Raw genomic sequence first — 17,230 nt, 5'->3', positions numbered from 1 at the left:
TTAATCTTTCGACTCTTTTCTTAAGTGCGCTTAAACACTTAATGATTACATACCTTTTACAACACTTGCACAACGTAAGCAAAGTGTAGGGTGCTCTTCATCTTTTCCAACTTCTTCAGTAACTACCCAGCATCGTTCACAAGTTTCACCTGTCGCAGGAGTTACTTCAATACTTAATGTATCAAATTTTTGCGCTGTTTCAGGAGCTTGCTCATCGCTATTTGCAATTTCTACATGAGAAACAATTAATAATTGTTTAAAGTCTTCATTTATAGAATTTAATAGCTCAGCTACTTCTGCATTAGGATAGATTTTAACTGCTGCAGTTAAAGATTTACCGATTACTTTTTCATTACGTGCAACTTCAAGTGCTTTTAATACGTCATCACGTAAATCCATGAATTTTTCCCACTTAGCTTCTAAGCTTTGAGTATCGCCGAAATCTTTAACATCTGGCATTTCAGTTAAGAAAATGCTATCAACAGTAGTTCCTGCCATATGTGACCAAACTTCTTCAGCTGTATGAGGTAAAATTGGAGCTACTAAACGAGTTAGTGCTTGTAATGACTCATGTAATACTGTTTGAATTGCTAAACGATCTTTATTCGTTTTTGGCTCGATATATAATACATCTTTTGATAAATCAAAATAGAAAGAACTTAATTCTGTTGTACAGAAGTTTTGAATTGTGTGGTAAACATTAGCAAATTCATATTTTTCGTATGATTCACGAACAGTTTTAACCACGTTGTTCAATTTAACTAGCATGTATTGATCTAATTCGCGTAGCTCTTCATATTTTAAAGCATCTTGTTCTGCATTAAATCCATCTAAGTTTCCTAGTAAGAAACGGAACGTATTACGGATTTTACGGTATACTTCAGCAACTTGTTTCATTAATGCGTCAGAAATACGTACATCTGATTGATAATCTACAGAAGCTACCCATAGACGTAAAATATCTGAACCGTATTGATTCATAATTTTTGATGGTAGAACGATGTTTCCGATTGATTTACTCATCTTGCGACCTTCACCATCTAAAACGAAGCCATGGCTTACTACAGCTTTATAAGGTGCTTGACCTGTTACAGCAACGCTTGTACTTAATGAAGAGTTAAACCAACCACGGTATTGGTCAGAACCTTCTAAGTAAATATCAGCAGGGAAAGATAATTCCTCACGAGTGTTTAATACAGCTTGATGTGATGAACCACTATCAAACCAAACATCCATGATATCTTTCTCTTTAGTGAAGTTACCATTTGGTGAACCAGGATGTGTAAATCCTTCTGGTAATAATTCTTTCGCCTCTTTTTCAAACCAAATATTTGAACCATGCTCTTTAAATAAGTTCGAAACATGTTCAATCGTTTCTTCAGTAATAATTGCCTCTCCGTCTTCAGCATAAAATACTGGGATTGGAACTCCCCATACACGTTGACGTGAAATACACCAATCTCCACGATCACGAACCATGTTGAATAGACGAGTTTCTCCCCAAGCTGGGAACCACGTAGTATCTTGAACAGCTTGCATTAATTGTTCACGAATTGCTTCAATTGATGCAAACCATTGTGCTGTTGCACGGAAGATAATTGGCTTTTTCGTTCTCCAGTCATGTGGATAAGAGTGTGTGATAAATTGTAATTTTAATAAAGCACCTTTTTCTTCTAATGCTTTTGTAATTTCTTTATTAGCTTCATCATAGAATAAACCTTCAAATCCAGGAGCTTCTTTTGTTAAAACACCTTTTTCATCTACTGGACAAAGCACTTCTAATCCATATTGTTGACCTACACGGAAGTCGTCTTCACCATGACCTGGTGCAGTATGAACACAACCTGTTCCAGCGTCAGTTGTTACATGATCACCTAAAATAACGACTGACTGGCGATCATACAATGGATGCTTACAAATAATTCCTTCAAGTTCAGAACCATTAAAAGTCTTTTCAACTACTGCATCTTCCCAACCTAGTTCTTTTGCTACAGATTCTCTTAACTCACTAGCAACTACGAACTTGTCACCATTTACAGATACTACATCATAGCTTAAGTCAGGATGTAGACATACAGCTAAGTTAGCTGGGATTGTCCATGGAGTTGTCGTCCAAATAATGAATTTCTCTCCACCGTTTAAAACGTCTTTTCCATTTTCAACTGCAAAGGCAACATAGATTGATGCTGAACGCTTATCTTGGTATTCGATTTCCGCTTCTGCAAGTGCAGATTCACTTGATGGAGACCAATATACTGGTTTAAGACCTTTATAGATTAAACCTTTAGTTGCCATTTTACCGAATACTTTAATTTGTTCAGCTTCATATTCTTTTTCAAGTGTGATATATGGTCGGTCCCAATCACCTAAAATTCCTAAACGTTTAAATTGTTCTTTTTGACGATCTACTTGCTCGTAAGCATATTCTTCACATAGTTTACGGAATTCTGCTACTGACATTTCTTTACGATTTACTTTTTTATTTGCTAATGCTTGTTCAATCGGTAAACCGTGAGTATCCCAACCTGGAACGTAAGGAGAACGGTATCCATTCATATTATAAAAACGTACAATGAAATCCTTTAATACTTTATTAAGTGCATGTCCCATATGAAGGTCACCATTTGCATAAGGTGGTCCATCATGTAAGATAAATGACGGTTTTCCTTCGTTATGTTTTTGAACAGTTGCATAAATATCTTTTTTGTTCCACTCTTCTTGAATTTGTGGCTCACGTTGAGGTAAATTTCCTCTCATTGGAAATTCAGTTTTTGGCATAAGTAACGTATCTTTGTACTCCATTTGCTTTCCTCCATTATTAAACTTAATTGATCTAAAGCTAGCCGTTTTAGGCAAGTCAACTACTCTATGCTAGCTTACTTTACATTTTTTAAATTCCACATTAACGCATTGTATCCATCTTACAAGCCTTTTATTAGTGGAGTTGTCTATTATGTATAATAAATAAACCGTATAAGACGCAAAAAACCTTCCTCATCCCCAAAAAGGGACGAGAAAGGTTTCCCGTGGTACCACCCTAATTGACAATAAATTTCATTAATTCATTGTCCACTTAGCATTCATAACGTGAATGAAACGTCTTTTCTTACTCATTTTCAGAAAAGCACTCTAGGGTGATTTTCCTTCTATTTTCTATATCAAGCTTACACTATCCTTGACTCGCTACCTAGTTTTATAGAAGTACTCTTCCCTGTCACCGATTTACTATTAATATCTATTGAACTACTCACCACTTAACACCCTTACAGGTTGATTGAAGTAGGAGATTCTTGGGAACAAAGCATACTTACTAGTGATTCTTTACCAGCAGAGGTTACTTTTATTTACCAAGCTAACCCCGTAGTTCCTACGGTTTGGTTTCACCTAACGCTAGGTGAAACGTACTCAGCCTGATTTTTACTGAGGGGTATTACAGTTGTTCTATTTGCGACTCTTGAATGGTATAGGCGAATGACAACCACCAGACGAGTTCTATTTACGCAACAAGCACTACACTTGAATTCATTCTTTTTCTACGGTATTTACATTATCTATTGTACAGAATAGTAGCAAAAAAAGAAAGCATTTTGGCTAACGCCAATCGTCATTCATCTCCCACCTATTACTGGTGTTATTACACCTTCACGTAACCTTAGGAAGGTGTCTTCTGTCGGATAATGATAAATTATATGTAAAACTTTACAAATCGTCAAGGCTTATACGACTAGTTTGCGATTTCTTCTGTTTCTTTATCATCTAAAATATGATCCCAATCTTCATGACCTAACATTTCTAATTGAGTTTCAATTGCCATTCTTAAACGAGTTCGGAAAACTTTTGATTGCTTCTTAAGCTCTTCGAATTCCATTGTAACTTTTCTAGATTTAATTAAAGCTTCATTAATAATTCGATCAGCATTTTTCTCCGCTTCTTTAATGATCAATTTAGCTTCTTTTTGGGCACTACCTTTTACATCTTCAGCAGCTTCTTGCGCAATTAAAATTGACTTATTTAAAGTTTCTTCTATAGTAGAAAAATGCTTTAATCTTTCTTTCATATCAAGAATTTGTTCTTCTAATTGTTTCTTCTCACGAATAACTAATTCATAATCTTTAATGACTTGATCTAAAAACTCGTTAACATCATCTTCGTCATAGCCACGAAAACTTTTACCAAATTCTTTATTATGAATATCAAGTGGTGTTAAAGGCAATTAAGCCACCTCCATGTATGTATGTTCTTTATTAATAGGTTATAATAAACTTTCGACAGTTTCTACGTTTTTCCTTCTACAATTTCTGACTATTTTTTAACGCCGTAGTTTATCCGCCATTTTTCTTTTTTTGATAAGCCATCAATTGACATCAACATTCCTCTACCAAAACCTTTGACAGAGAATAAATCTCCTTCTTCACATAAAAACGAAGTAGAATCAATAACTCGCTGATTTACCTTAACGTGTTCGGCTTTAATTAAGCTTTGTGCTTTTTGTCTCGATATATTATAGAATTCACTCAATAAGACATCTAATCTTAGTGATGATACAGTCCCATTATTAGTTTGCCAAACATCGTCTGATTCAATCAATTCTTTAAATGTAATTCTCTTTAATTTAATTGGCGATTTTCCTACAGAATTTAAGTTACTTTCTACAAAACTTGCTATTTCATCAGCAACAATTACTTGGATCATATCATTTTTAATTAGAATATCACCAAATTTTCCTCTTGTGATTCCTAAAGACATTAATGTTCCCAATACTTGTCGATGAGATAAAGTGTGAAATTTTGTTGCATAAACTAAGTCAAATGCAACTAAAGAATAATCCTCTTCAACAGGTGTATAAAAACTCGGATAAATAATCGCACGTTTTCGTTCACAATCCTCACGACCACCAAAAAAAGCGACAAAACACTCCCCTTGATTACCGATAATTGATTGCATAATCATTTGTTCTCTTAAATCAAGAAAATCTGTCAACTTAATAGAATAGCGTTCAATTGCTTCTTCTTTCCAGCTGAGAACCTTGTCTACGAAAACATGCTCTTCTTTTCGATAATGATCATAAATACTCATTGATGTAATCCTCTTTTTCATCAAACTATCAATATTAATTAAAAAAGAGAACCTGTTAGATTCTCTCTTTAAAAGAAACGAGAAATATTTAAAATACCAATTCCAGCAAATTCTAAAGCAAATAATGCAACAATCGGTGAAAAATCAAACATACCAATTGACGGAACAATTCGACGGAACGGCTCTAAATATGGTTCTGATAACCTACCAATTAAGCGACCGAAGCCTGATTGTCTTATTTGAGGGAACCAAGATAAAATGATATGAATTACGATGACTATTCTATAGTATGAAATTAATTTGTATAAAATATAAAAAAGTAAATCCATTTAATTACCACCTTTTAATGGAATTGTCTTCCTCAAATAACATATCTGTAATCGTTCCAGAAATATCAATATTATCAGGTGTACAAATAAACGTATTTGTACCTATTTTTTTTATATCTCCACTTATTGCATAAACTGTACCACTTAAGAAATCAACAAAGCGTTTAGCTTGATCGATTTGCATTTGCTGTAAATTGATCACAACTGCTTTTTTTGATTTTAAATGGTCTGCTACATCCTGTGCTTCTGCATATTCACGCGGCTGCGCTAATACAACTTTTGACGACAAAGAAGCTCCTCCTGGTATACTTACTAATTTTTGCTTTGATGCATTTCGCTCATGGTTAATTTCTTCATTTACATGTTTAGAAAATTGTTGTTGTTGATGCTGTTGTTGATATTGTTTTTGTTGATGCTGTTGTTGCTGTTGTTGCTCTTCGTATTCATAATCATCTTCATACTCATCTTCCATTGCAAAAAAGTTTCTTACTTTTCCAATAATACTCATTTTCTCTACCTTCCCTTTCCTACTAAATCAGTACCTATTCTTATGAATGTAGCACCTTCTTCTATTGCTATCTCAAAATCATTAGACATACCCATTGATAATTCAGAACATGAAATATTTGCAATCTGTAGATTTTTTACTTTTTCTTGTAATTCCTTTAATCCTTTGAAACTATTTCGAATGATTGTTACATCCTCTGTAAATGGTGCCATTGTCATTAACCCAACAACTTGTACCTTATCAAATTCTGAAAGCTGTCTAGCAAATTCAATTACATCATTTGGATGTATGCCATGCTTTGAGTCTTCTCCAGATACATTGACCTGTATGAAACATTTTAATGGTTCTGCTGCTCTTTTTTGGATCTCTTCTGCTAAGGATAGTCGATCTAAAGAATGTAGGTAGTCTATTCTATGTATGACGTCTTTTACTTTTCTAGTTTGAAGTGAACCAATAAAATGCCAAACAACATCACTTTTAATGTGTTCTTGTTTTTCCTTTAGACCTTCAAAACGGTTTTCGCCTAATTGAAGTATACCTTCAGCTAAAACTTCTTTAGCCACTTCAGTAGATACTTGTTTAGTAACAGCTATTAGAGTGACTTCATCATTTCGTTTTGCTCTTACTTTAGCTGCATTAATTTGTTCACTAATACGTTCATAATTTTGTTTGACTGTCATGATGCTATTTCCTCCAACCAATATAACTCATCATTCTTCCTGTTTTTCCACCATCTCTACGGTGAGAAAAAAATATGCTCGGGTTACAACTTGTACAATAATTTGTCATTATGATATTTTCTTCACTAATGCCCGATCTAATGAGTAATTGTTTGTTTGCTTCTTTTAAATTCAATTTGAATTTCCCGTTTTGTAAAGTGGTTAAAATATTATTAGGAATCTTATGTTCAAAAGCATCGTTTAGCTTATTCATCACAAAATCATCCACTTCATAACAACAATCACCAATTGATGGCCCGATTGCAACTTGGATATTTTTAAGTTGTAAGTTTTCTTCTTTAATTAATTTTTCGATTAAACGTCCACCAATGTTTTGAACAGTACCTTTCCAACCTGCATGAGCTAAACCAATAAATTTACTTGTTGGTTCAAGGAAATACAATGGAACACAATCTGCATAACAAGAAGTTAATAAAATATTTTCCTCATTCGTATAAAAACCATCTGTTGTCTGGATGCTAGTTTCATAATCAGTAACACCTTTGCCACAATCTTTTTTAGTTACTTTCATGACATTATTCCCATGAACTTGTTCAGAACAAACCCATTTCGATTTTGAAAACTCTAATTTACTCGCAAGGAGTTCTCTATTTTCTACCACAATATCCTTCGAGTCATTTACATGTAATCCAAGATTAAAAGAAGTGAAACAACCTTGGCTAACTCCATCATTTTTTGTTGTAAATCCTGCAACTAAATGTTTGTATGAGTCTTCCCAAGGTTGAATCATAAAAGTACTTTCAGTCGATTGAATGAAGCTCTCTTTCATATTTATAAGACCTCACAGAAACTAATTTAGTAAATATATGTAAACCAGTTGATGGTTTCCTATATTTTACCATAGATTTCACATTTTTGATTATTTTTGACAAAACACACTTATTTTTTTCACTTTCGAAAATAAAAATAGCTGCAAGGAATCGTATTCGACGTGGTAGCCAATTTTAAGAATAAAGTAAAAGTACAATTACGCCCCACTCATCGCCTTGAAACTCGTTAGTCAACGAGTTTTTTTATGTGTATTTAACTGGACTTGCTTGGTTTTCATCCAAATCCACAGATGAACGATATTTTACCAAAATAACATCTTCACCTATTTTCACAATATCATTCCAATAAATTGTCATTTCCTCTTCTTTACTAAAAAAATTTAAACCCTTCCCTGGCTTTGTTAAAATAATCGAAGTGATTTTTCCATTTGATTGATCAATATCTAAATCAACAATATTGCCTAATTTTTTTCCATCGGCAACATTTACAACATCTTTAACTTGAAAATCTGAAATTCTGGCCATTTAACTTCACCATCCTTTTTATAAAATATATGAAGTAAGGGCCAAATATCATGATAAATTTCAAATAAAAATGTGTTAGACAAGGTTGTTCGAAGCTCATCCATTGTCTAACACATTAATATCGTATTTTCATTCTTCCAGTTTAACTATTTAATAGTTATTGGATTATTTAGTTTATATAATTGTTTTTTTATTTCATTCATTATAATAAGCATTTCATTATACAGGAATTGAAGCTTGATTGAAGTCAGGCTTCATTTACGCTATCTATCTCCTCGAGGTCATAAGCCAATTTCCGCTAAAAGTTAAAAGTTACTTTTCTTTTGAGTGATTACTTTTTATTCAGGGAAAGAAAAGTATGATGTCTAGCTCCGGCTCCTAGCCCCTCGAGGTCATAAGTCAAAGCCCGATGAAAGTAAAAAGCAACTTTCATCGGTCTTCGCTTTATGCTTGTCGGGGCTGAACAGTCGCCTCCGCATTTCTCGTGATGTCTAGCTCCGGCTCCTAGCTCCTCGAGGTCATAAGCCAATTTCCGCTAAAGGTTAAAAGTTACTTTTCTTTTGAGTGATTACTTTTTATTCAGGGAAAGAAATAGTATGATGTCTAGCTCCGGCTCCTAGCTCCTCGAGGTCATAAGCCAATTTCCGCTAAAGGTTAAAAAGCAACCTTTAGCGGAAATCGTCTTATGCTTGTCGGAGCTAACCAGTCGCCTACGCTTTTCTTTAACCCTGTATATTTTTGTTCATTTGTTTTATTGCTGATTTTTCTAGTCTGGATACTTGTGCTTGGGAAATTCCGATTTCTTCGGCAACTTCCATTTGTGTTTTTCCTTGGAAGAATCTTTTGCTTATGATCATTTTTTCTCGATCGTTTAGTCGTTTCATTCCTTCACGTAGTGCTAGTTCTTCAACCCATTGCTCGTCCTTATTTTTATCATCACTTAGCTGATCCATTACAAAGATTGGATCTCCGCCATCGTTATATATCGGTTCAAATAACGAAACTGGGTCTTGAATTGCATCTAATGCAAAGACGATTTCTTCGTGTGTTACGCCTAGTACTTCTGCGATTTGAACAGGAGTTGGTTCTTTTGAATTCTCTGCTAATAATCGCTCTCTTACTTGTAATGCTTTATAAGCGATGTCTCTTAATGATCTAGACACTCTTATTGGGTTATTATCCCTTAAATATCTTCTTATTTCACCAATAATCATAGGTACAGCATACGTCGAAAATTTTACATTTTGGCTTAAATCAAAATTATCAATAGACTTCATAAGGCCTATGCAGCCTACTTGAAATAAGTCATCCACAAATTCTCCGCGATTATTGAAACGCTGAATAACACTTAGGACAAGTCGCAAATTGCCGTTAACAATTGTTTCTCTTGCGCTTCGATCACCGCTTTGCATTGCATGAAATAACTTACGCATCTCATCATTCTTTAAAACTGGAAGCTTTGATGTATCTACACCGCATATTTCTACTTTGTTTCGTGTCATGATGTTCCCTCCTACTTGGAGTTGCTGTACTATAGGTAAGTATCTCCTTCGGTGGAAAATTTATGCACAAAATAAAATATACAAATATAATAAATTCAGGACTAAAATAGCATAGCAAATAGAGAAAAAACTAGGATTTTCTAAGCGGAATTAATGAAATTTAGCAGGTATGACTAATGAAAATATTTTTTAAAATTATTTAGATATCCTCCTTACATAGAAAAAACCGATTAGTATTTGAAAAAATCAAATCTAATCGGTTCTTATATTTTAAACCATTTTATTAAACTCTTTTCGAAGCCTTTTAATAATACGTTTTTCTAATCGGGATATATATGATTGCGATATTCCAAGCATATCAGCTACATCTTTTTGGGTTTTTTCTTCAGTTCCATCTAGTCCAAATCGTAGTTCCATTATTTGTTTTTCACGATCATTCAGTTGATCTAATGCCTTTGTTAATAATGATTTATCGACATTGGCTTCTAAGTCCTTCGTTATGATATCGTCTTCTGTACCTAATACATCAGAAAGTAATAATTCATTTCCATCCCAATCAATATTTAATGGTTCATCGAATGAGACTTCAGAACGGTTTTTATTATTTCTACGTAAATGCATCAGAATTTCATTTTCGATACATCTTGAAGCATAAGTAGCCAATTTAATTTTCTTTTCAGGATTAAAGGTATTAACGGCTTTAATCAATCCGATTGTACCAATGCTAATCAGATCTTCAATATTAATGCCCGTATTTTCAAACTTTCTAGCAATATATACTACTAATCGTAGATTTCTCTCAATTAATAGTGATCTAGCACCTAAATCTCCATTCGGTAGTTTCTGTAAAAGCTTTTCTTCTTCTTCCCTTGTCAAAGGAGGTGGTAATGCTTCACTTCCCCCAATGTAATATACTTCGTCGGCTTTCAAACCAAGCTTTACTAATAGCTTATACAAACCTAACTTTAGTTTTAAGAACAATCGATTCATTTTCTACCTCCTATGCAATTTCATTAATTGTTCCCTGCATCATTTTTGGATGAAGGATACATTCATATAAATTGTCTGAAGACAAAGTAACATGACTCAGTCCAACCAAAACCGAACTCGATGAATACCATTTCCCATTAATTTTCAATTTAACAACAGTAGGTTTTATTGCGACGAGGAATTGATTACTTTGACCAATACTTTTATAAGGTATATAGGTTCCTTGAAAAAAACTTAAGACATCGAGTGCTTCTGTATTATGTAATGTATTTTCAGAGTCTCTAACTAACTTAACTAGTTCGATAGGTAATCCATAATCACTAGTGGAACAATCTAAAATAATAACTGGTTTCCTAGAAAGCGGTTCATGTAGAGAGTTACCACTATCCATTAACCCTCTAATTTTAATCGAAGTGTTCCGCCACACAATTTCCATTTCATACATTTCATTCAATTTCCATTTGGTAAACGAGATCTGATTGATCGATTTTCTAGCGTAAAATATGACGATTGGTAGCATTCCAATTACAAAATACCAGCTTACAGGATCACCATAAAAGGATGATTTGGTTAAATTTGATTCATTAGTAGCAAATAAATAATGTAAGCCTAATAATGCGCCACCTAAAATGAATGTTGAAAAATAGAAGATACTTAATAGCTGTAAAAAAGTGATAATCCGTTGCCTTCCAAATGCAAAAAATACGATAAAAAACGATAATAATATTTTCATAAAAGGTGAGCCAAAAACATATGCATAAGGAGTAAACGTCATTAGAACAACGATTGAACCTAATAATGCCCCTAACAATGACCGCAAAATAGATACATTTCTTTTTAGAATTAAGCCTGTCAACTGAATAATCAAGAAGTCCATTAACAAGTTTAATAACCAAACAAGATCGCCATATATCACCAATTTTGTTCGCCATCCTCTATAGAATATTCATTTATATGTAAGTATAGGATGAGCACGGTAAGAAGTCTGTCAAAAAAAGGAAGCTTTATTGAAGAGTTTTTCGACAATACATTTTCGAAATATGAATTGGACAGGTCAATATTATATAGAAATCTTTCACTTTATTTCTATTAAACTGCCCAATAAGGAGTGAGGATTTGGATAGCTGGATATTTCATTCACCCATTTTTGAGTTTGACGGAACAAAACCATCAATAAGACAACACTCTGCCTGGAAAGGTCACGCTAAATTTGCTTACGATTTAGTTCAATTCGTAAAACCAAAAAAAATTGTAGAATTAGGTACCCACTTTGGCTTTTCTTTTTTCTGTTTTTGTCAAAGTGTGAAAGATCAAAATCTGTCATGTGATTGTTTTGCAGTTGATACTTGGCAAGGTGATCTGCATAGTGGATTGTATAGTAATGAAGTTTTTGATACGGTACATGAAGTTGTTCAAAAACATTACCAAAGAGAAGCTAAAATGTTACGTAAGTCTTTTGATGAAGCAATTGAGAATTTCGAAGATAATACGATCGACATACTTCATATTGACGGGTTTCATACTTTTGAAGCTGTGCTACATGATTACACTACTTGGCTTCCAAAAGTATCTCAAGAAGGTATTGTTTTAATCCATGATACCGAAGTACGAATACAAGATTTTGGGGTTTATAAATTTTGGGAAGGCATAAAACAACAACTCCCATCTTTTGAATTTACACACTCACATGGTTTAGGTGTTTTATTTCCTAAAGGCTGTAACGAAAAGTTCAAGAGTGTCATTAGTGATCTAACTAATTTACAAAATCACTACTCGAAAGAATGAAAAAAACCAAGATAAGAGAGTCATCTTATCTTGGTTTTTTAACATTTTATTAGCGTCTTTTACGATTACGTAAAAACGCTGGAATATCTAAGTCATCAAGACTAGTTACATTTTTAGTCGTTTCTACAACCGGAGCTTCTTCGCGAATTGGTTCGCGTTTAATAGTTGGTTGCGGAGTTGGTGTTGAAATTGTTTGTCTCGCCATTGGTTTTGGAGTAGGCGGTGCTGTAATAACACCTTCAAATCCAGTCGCAATAACCGTTACAATAATTTCATCCTTTAAGTTTTCATTGATTACAGAACCGAAAATCATATTTACTTCAGCATCACATGCAGTAGAAACGATATCTGCTGCTTCTTGCACTTCATATAAGCTTAAGTTCGTTCCACCAGTGATATTCATAAGTACACCTTGTGCACCATTGATTGAAGTTTCTAATAATGGACTAGAAATAGCTTTTTTAGCTGCTTCTGCCGCACGGTTTTCTCCACCAGCAACACCGATACCCATTAATGCAGAACCTTTATTAGACATAATTGTCTTAACATCTGCAAAGTCAAGGTTAATTAATCCCGGAACAGCGATTAAGTCAGAAATACCTTGAACCCCTTGACGAAGTACATTATCTGCTTCGCGGAATGCTTCTAGCATTGGGGTATTACGATCAACGATTTCTAATAATCGGTCATTAGGAATAACAATTAAAGTATCAACGCTTTCCTTCATTGCAGCAATACCAGTTGCAGCTTGAGTTGAACGCTTTCTACCTTCAAATGTAAATGGACGAGTAACTACACCTACAGTTAATGCACCTAATTCTTTTGCTACTTGTGCAATTACTGGAGCTGCACCTGTTCCTGTACCTCCACCCATTCCAGCAGTTACGAATACCATGTCTGCTCCTTTAAGAGCTTCTTGTAATTGTTCTCTACTTTCTTCTGCTGCTTTTTTACCTACCTCAGGATTAGCTCCTGCCCCTAAACCACGAGTAAGTTTGCCACCGATTTGCATTTTCACTTCAGCTTTTGATAGATTAAGAGCTTGTGCATCAGTATTCACAGCAATAAAATCTACACCTTGTACTCCATGTTCAATCATTCGGTTAACGGCGTTATTTCCTCCGCCACCTACACCAATTACTTTTATCTTCGCTAAAGCATCTACATTTGTATCAAAATCTAACATGATTGATCCCCCTACTTTTCAAATTCATCACAAATTTAATCCCATAAATATTTAAAAATGCTTTTAACTTTACTCATGACGCGCTCTTCATCCTGCTGTTTTGGTTTTGTATTTGAATTTGAAACAGCTACAGGTTTTCGTTCATTTGATTCGAATGCAATATTAGAGCTAAGTTTTTTTCCACGCATTTTTGATTTATAAAAAGCATACTTGATTAGACCTACACCAGTAATGTATTGAGGTTCTCTTACACCTATATAATCTGGTGTTGCAACCCTTACATTATTTTTAAATACCCTTTGAGCTAAATCGATTACACCAGTCATTGTTACTGTACCACCAGTTAGAACAAATCCACCTGGTAAATTGCTTCCCCTCATTCTTACAAGCTCATTTTGAACCAAAATGAAGATTTCTTCTAATCTAGCTTCAATAATATCAGAAATTTCTTGCTGACTGTATTGTTGATGTTGTTCACTACCCATTATCGGTACACTTAATACTTCTTCAGGTAATGCAGTATCATAAAAAGCATGTCCAAATTTCACTTTAATTTTTTCTGCATCTTCTGTTGAAGTTTTCAGACCAATTGATATGTCTTTCGTAATATGGTCTCCTCCAACAGGTAGGACTGAAGTAGCCATTAATACACCTTCTCTAAAAAGAGAAATTGTAGTTGAGCCTCCACCGATATCAACAAGTGCTACACCTAAGTTTTTCTCATCCTGCTTTAGTCCTATCGTACTTGCAGCCATAGGTTGTAGACATATATCCGTTACTTCTAACCCCGCTCTTTCAACACAACGAAGTATATTATGTACTAGAGTTCTTGAACCAGTAATTAATGTACCTTCCATTTCCAACCGTACACCAATCATTCCTCTTGGGTCTTTTACCTCAGAAAGGCCATCAACAATGTATTCATGTGGAACAACATCGATAATTTCTCTTTCCGGTGGTATAGAAATTACTTGAGCCTGATCCATTACTCTTAAAACATCTTCATTGTCAATTTCTTTATTTTCTTTAGAAACTGCTACTACGCCGTTAGTACTAATCAATTGCACTTGATTCGCACTAACCCCTACAATTACTTTGTCAATATGAATGCCAACCATTCTTTCTGCTTGATCAATTGCTTTTTTGATTGATTTGACTGTTTCATCTATATCAACTATTGACCCACGTTTTAAGCCTGAAGATTTAACATTACCAACACCGATAATGTTAAGTGTGTCGTTAACTAGTTCTCCTATGATTACTTTAATTGTTGAAGTTCCAACGTCAAGACTCACATAGATCTCATTGCTGTTCATGATGGCACCTCCTTTTTCTCTCTATCTATTATAATCGAGCATCACTTCATTCTTAAATATCATATATGACATCTATTCAACATTTACGGGGTTTTTCCTCTTTTTTAAGCTTGATTTTTCATAATCTTTTTAATTTTTTTCATTATTTCTATTTAACTACTAGTCTACACTAACATGTAAAGTTAAAAAAGACTTGAAAGTACTGTTAACTAATGTTAAATCGACTATTTAGGTTCAGTACTATAAGGAGAAAAATACGCACCAACTTCTAAATGGATAACCCCTTTTTGATCTTTAGGTATTGACTTTAAAATTAATGGGTAATTTGACATTTTATTTGAGAATTTTCGAATCGTTGTCCTTACTTCATACCCTTCATTCGTAAAAACCGTTATTAACAAAGGATCATCCTTACTTGGAGTATAATCTATTTCAGAAATTGATTGAAATATACTTTGTGGCATTTTTTTCAATTCTGCAGCCATTTCCTGCAACTCGTCTCCTTGTTTCCAACCAATTAAATCAGGTGCTGTAGTATTTCCTAGTGAATTTTTCTCTTTAATAAGGACTCCGCTTTCTAACAATAGATACTTTTTCCCGCTGAATAAACCTTGTCCAACAGGCTGAAATTCTTTTACATCAATTTCTACTTTATTAGGAAATCTTTTATGTACGATTGCAGATTGAATTGTGTTTTGACTTTCAAGCTGATCTACTACCCTTTTTGACCTAATTGTCAAAAAGCTATCATCAACGCTAACATCGGCTAATTTTTCAATTTCTTTATCAGAGTACAGTTGGTTTCCATTAATGACTAAGTGAATTTTTGAACCAATTGATGTTTGGAAATACAATACACATAAAAGCAAAGAAAAAAACACAAGAATTGTGACCAGTATTCGCAAATTTGCTTTTTTACGTTTTTTATTACGTAAAACAGGTACACGGTCTTCTAAACTAATAATCTTATTTTCCTGCATAAATATGCCTCCATTATCAATGTTCAACTAAAAATACCTTTTTAATTTACTTTTGCTTAAGAAGTAATTTAAGAATATTGAACTACTCATGACTAAAGTTACGAGATTCTTGGGAACAAAGCATACTTGTTAGCATATTTCTTAACTAGCAGAGGTTTCTTTTATTTACCAAGCTATCCCCGTAGTCCCTACGGTTAAGTTTCCCTAACGCTAGGTGAAACGCACTTTGCTTGATTTTATACTGAGGGGTATTACGGTTGTTCTCTTTGCGACTTTCGAGAGGTATTGGCGAACGACAGCCACCAAACAAGTCACAAGCACCATACTTGAATTCGTTCTAGTTCAAGTGTCCGATATGATTTTATCTTATACTTCATGTCGGTTACTAGTATAGTAAAATAATATGACGTTTTTTTAATACTATATTGCATCCGAAGTCGATTCATCTCATAATTTAAATCACGAGTGTTCTTGACTTAATAATAGAATAATAAAAAATAGAATAGCAAATGAATGCCATTCTATCTTGGTCATCATATGCTATGTAAATTATAGCATATAATATGGTTAGTTTTGAAGAAACTTACATTTTTTTCCCAACAATTTCTACCTCTGTTTCAAGTTGCACATTAAATTTTTCTAATATAGTTTTCTTAATAAATGCTATTAAGTCTAGTACATCTTTTGAAGTAGCATTTCCAGCATTTACAATAAAGTTGCCATGCATTTCAGAAACCTTCGCACCACCAATTTGATATCCTTTTAAATCAGCACGTTCAATTAAATTACCAGCATACTGTGGTAATGGATTACGGAAAATACTTCCAGCACATGGATAATTCCAAGGTTGTGTTTCTCTTCGATAATCTTTGTTTTTTTGCATTAAAGCAGTTGAAGCTTCTTTTGATCCTTCTTGAAGCTGAAGTTCTGCTTCTAATACAAATCCTTTACGTTTATGTTGTAATACTGAAGTTCGATATGAAAAGTCTAATTCTTCATTTGATAACCATTCCATTGTTCCATCAGGAAATAGAATATGTGCTCTAGAAGTAATATTTGAAAAATCTGATTGATGAGCACCTGCATTCATATATACACCGCCACCAACACTACCAGGAATTCCACTTGCAAACTCTAGACCAGATAATCCTTTTCTACTTAGTTGAGTAGCTAAACGAATAACTGAATATCCTGCACCTACAACTACTTTTGTACCCTCTACTTCAATATGGTCTAAGCAATCACTTATTTTAATTACGACACCTTCAATACCTTGATCCGATACAAGTAAATTTGATCCTCTACCAATTACAGTCACATTTACGCCATGTTCATTTGCAAGGTTAATAATCTCTTTAATTTCATTCACAGTTTTAGGAATGACCAAATACTCAGCTGGTCCTCCAATTTTCATTGTCGTATGATTTGCTAAAGGCTCATTTATTAGAAGACTCGAGTCATTTAATATTTCCTTTAATTTTGATTCAAACATTCGTTATTTTCCCCCTTTAGCTTATAGTATC

The 17,230-nt window shown here is 33.8% G+C and carries 16 protein-coding genes and 1 other annotated feature; of the genes, 1 reads left to right on the top strand and 15 read right to left on the bottom strand.

Annotated features, from left to right (window positions below):
• Positions 1-45: 45 nt before the first annotated feature.
• From ileS to spoIIGA, 11 genes are all read right to left on the bottom strand, one after another.
• Positions 46-2,802, bottom strand: a complete 2,757-nt coding sequence (gene ileS / locus COJ46_RS14640) for an isoleucine--tRNA ligase (protein WP_098566019.1) — start codon at positions 2,800-2,802, stop codon at positions 46-48.
• Positions 2,803-3,003: 201 nt separating this feature from the next.
• Positions 3,004-3,227, bottom strand: a binding site (T-box leader).
• 497 nt (positions 3,228-3,724) lie between these two features.
• Positions 3,725-4,213 (bottom strand): DivIVA domain-containing protein, encoded by a 489-nt coding sequence (locus COJ46_RS14635; RefSeq protein ID WP_069035609.1) that lies wholly within the window; start codon positions 4,211-4,213, stop codon positions 3,725-3,727.
• Between the two features lie 89 nt (positions 4,214-4,302).
• A complete protein-coding gene (locus tag COJ46_RS14630) occupies positions 4,303-5,076 on the bottom strand; it encodes a YlmH family RNA-binding protein (RefSeq protein WP_097975584.1) in 774 nt (257 codons plus the stop codon).
• 68 nt (positions 5,077-5,144) lie between these two features.
• Positions 5,145-5,405, bottom strand: coding sequence for a YggT family protein (locus tag COJ46_RS14625; RefSeq protein WP_097975585.1), 261 nt, complete (start codon positions 5,403-5,405; stop codon positions 5,145-5,147).
• Between the two features lie 4 nt (positions 5,406-5,409).
• Entirely contained in the window at positions 5,410-5,913 is a 504-nt protein-coding gene (locus COJ46_RS14620; protein ID WP_097975587.1) for a cell division protein SepF, read from the bottom strand.
• Between the two features lie 5 nt (positions 5,914-5,918).
• On the bottom strand, positions 5,919-6,593 hold the full coding sequence (locus COJ46_RS14615) for a YggS family pyridoxal phosphate-dependent enzyme (protein ID WP_097975588.1): 675 nt from the start codon (positions 6,591-6,593) through the stop codon (positions 5,919-5,921).
• A gap of 4 nt (positions 6,594-6,597) precedes the next feature.
• Positions 6,598-7,422 (bottom strand): peptidoglycan editing factor PgeF, encoded by an 825-nt coding sequence (gene pgeF, locus COJ46_RS14610; protein ID WP_097975590.1) that lies wholly within the window; start codon positions 7,420-7,422, stop codon positions 6,598-6,600.
• Between the two features lie 244 nt (positions 7,423-7,666).
• A complete protein-coding gene (locus tag COJ46_RS14605) occupies positions 7,667-7,948 on the bottom strand; it encodes a YlmC/YmxH family sporulation protein (RefSeq protein ID WP_069035603.1) in 282 nt (93 codons plus the stop codon).
• Positions 7,949-8,670: 722 nt separating this feature from the next.
• On the bottom strand, positions 8,671-9,450 hold the full coding sequence (gene sigG, locus COJ46_RS14600) for an RNA polymerase sporulation sigma factor SigG (RefSeq protein WP_056471070.1): 780 nt from the start codon (positions 9,448-9,450) through the stop codon (positions 8,671-8,673).
• Positions 9,451-9,720: 270 nt separating this feature from the next.
• Positions 9,721-10,440, bottom strand: coding sequence for an RNA polymerase sporulation sigma factor SigE (gene sigE, locus COJ46_RS14595; protein WP_069035602.1), 720 nt, complete (start codon positions 10,438-10,440; stop codon positions 9,721-9,723).
• 10 nt (positions 10,441-10,450) lie between these two features.
• Positions 10,451-11,356: a sigma-E processing peptidase SpoIIGA gene (spoIIGA, locus tag COJ46_RS14590; RefSeq protein WP_248269387.1), complete on the bottom strand. Its 906-nt coding sequence runs from the start codon at positions 11,354-11,356 to the stop codon at positions 10,451-10,453.
• 200 nt (positions 11,357-11,556) lie between these two features.
• Between spoIIGA and COJ46_RS14585 the strand changes: the two genes are divergently transcribed.
• Positions 11,557-12,225: a class I SAM-dependent methyltransferase gene (locus tag COJ46_RS14585; RefSeq protein WP_097975593.1), complete on the top strand. Its 669-nt coding sequence runs from the start codon at positions 11,557-11,559 to the stop codon at positions 12,223-12,225.
• Between the two features lie 49 nt (positions 12,226-12,274).
• Here COJ46_RS14585 and ftsZ read toward each other — a convergent pair whose 3' ends face one another.
• From ftsZ to murB, 4 genes are all read right to left on the bottom strand, one after another.
• Positions 12,275-13,411 carry a cell division protein FtsZ gene (ftsZ, locus tag COJ46_RS14580; protein ID WP_097975595.1) on the bottom strand — a complete coding sequence of 379 codons (1,137 nt, stop codon included), beginning with the start codon at positions 13,409-13,411 and terminating at the stop codon, positions 12,275-12,277.
• A gap of 35 nt (positions 13,412-13,446) precedes the next feature.
• Positions 13,447-14,727: a cell division protein FtsA gene (gene ftsA / locus COJ46_RS14575; RefSeq protein ID WP_097975597.1), complete on the bottom strand. Its 1,281-nt coding sequence runs from the start codon at positions 14,725-14,727 to the stop codon at positions 13,447-13,449.
• Positions 14,728-14,951: 224 nt separating this feature from the next.
• Complete coding sequence (locus COJ46_RS14570; RefSeq protein WP_097975599.1) at positions 14,952-15,707, bottom strand: cell division protein FtsQ/DivIB; 756 nt, start codon at positions 15,705-15,707, stop codon at positions 14,952-14,954.
• A gap of 583 nt (positions 15,708-16,290) precedes the next feature.
• On the bottom strand, positions 16,291-17,199 hold the full coding sequence (murB, locus tag COJ46_RS14565; RefSeq protein ID WP_098566018.1) for a UDP-N-acetylmuramate dehydrogenase: 909 nt from the start codon (positions 17,197-17,199) through the stop codon (positions 16,291-16,293).
• Between the last annotated feature and the right edge of the window lie 31 nt (positions 17,200-17,230).

It is taken from the genome of Bacillus sp. AFS077874 (genome assembly GCF_002566505.1).
Taxonomy (GTDB): Bacteria; Bacillota; Bacilli; order Bacillales; family Bacillaceae_G; genus Gottfriedia.
This window is presented reverse-complemented; position numbering and strand designations above follow the sequence as displayed.

Coding starts and splice junctions, on each gene's coding strand:
- ileS (WP_098566019.1), bottom strand. CDS start 2,802: ATGGAGTACAAAGATACGTTACTTATGCCAAAAACTGAATTTCCAATG.
- COJ46_RS14630 (WP_097975584.1), bottom strand. CDS start 5,076: ATGAGTATTTATGATCATTATCGAAAAGAAGAGCATGTTTTCGTAGAC.
- COJ46_RS14625 (WP_097975585.1), bottom strand. CDS start 5,405: ATGGATTTACTTTTTTATATTTTATACAAATTAATTTCATACTATAGA.
- COJ46_RS14620 (WP_097975587.1), bottom strand. CDS start 5,913: ATGAGTATTATTGGAAAAGTAAGAAACTTTTTTGCAATGGAAGATGAG.
- COJ46_RS14615 (WP_097975588.1), bottom strand. CDS start 6,593: ATGACAGTCAAACAAAATTATGAACGTATTAGTGAACAAATTAATGCA.
- pgeF (WP_097975590.1), bottom strand. CDS start 7,422: ATGAAAGAGAGCTTCATTCAATCGACTGAAAGTACTTTTATGATTCAA.
- COJ46_RS14605 (WP_069035603.1), bottom strand. CDS start 7,948: ATGGCCAGAATTTCAGATTTTCAAGTTAAAGATGTTGTAAATGTTGCC.
- sigG (WP_056471070.1), bottom strand. CDS start 9,450: ATGACACGAAACAAAGTAGAAATATGCGGTGTAGATACATCAAAGCTT.
- sigE (WP_069035602.1), bottom strand. CDS start 10,440: ATGAATCGATTGTTCTTAAAACTAAAGTTAGGTTTGTATAAGCTATTA.
- ftsZ (WP_097975595.1), bottom strand. CDS start 13,411: ATGTTAGATTTTGATACAAATGTAGATGCTTTAGCGAAGATAAAAGTA.
- ftsA (WP_097975597.1), bottom strand. CDS start 14,727: ATGAACAGCAATGAGATCTATGTGAGTCTTGACGTTGGAACTTCAACA.
- COJ46_RS14570 (WP_097975599.1), bottom strand. CDS start 15,707: ATGCAGGAAAATAAGATTATTAGTTTAGAAGACCGTGTACCTGTTTTA.
- murB (WP_098566018.1), bottom strand. CDS start 17,199: ATGTTTGAATCAAAATTAAAGGAAATATTAAATGACTCGAGTCTTCTA.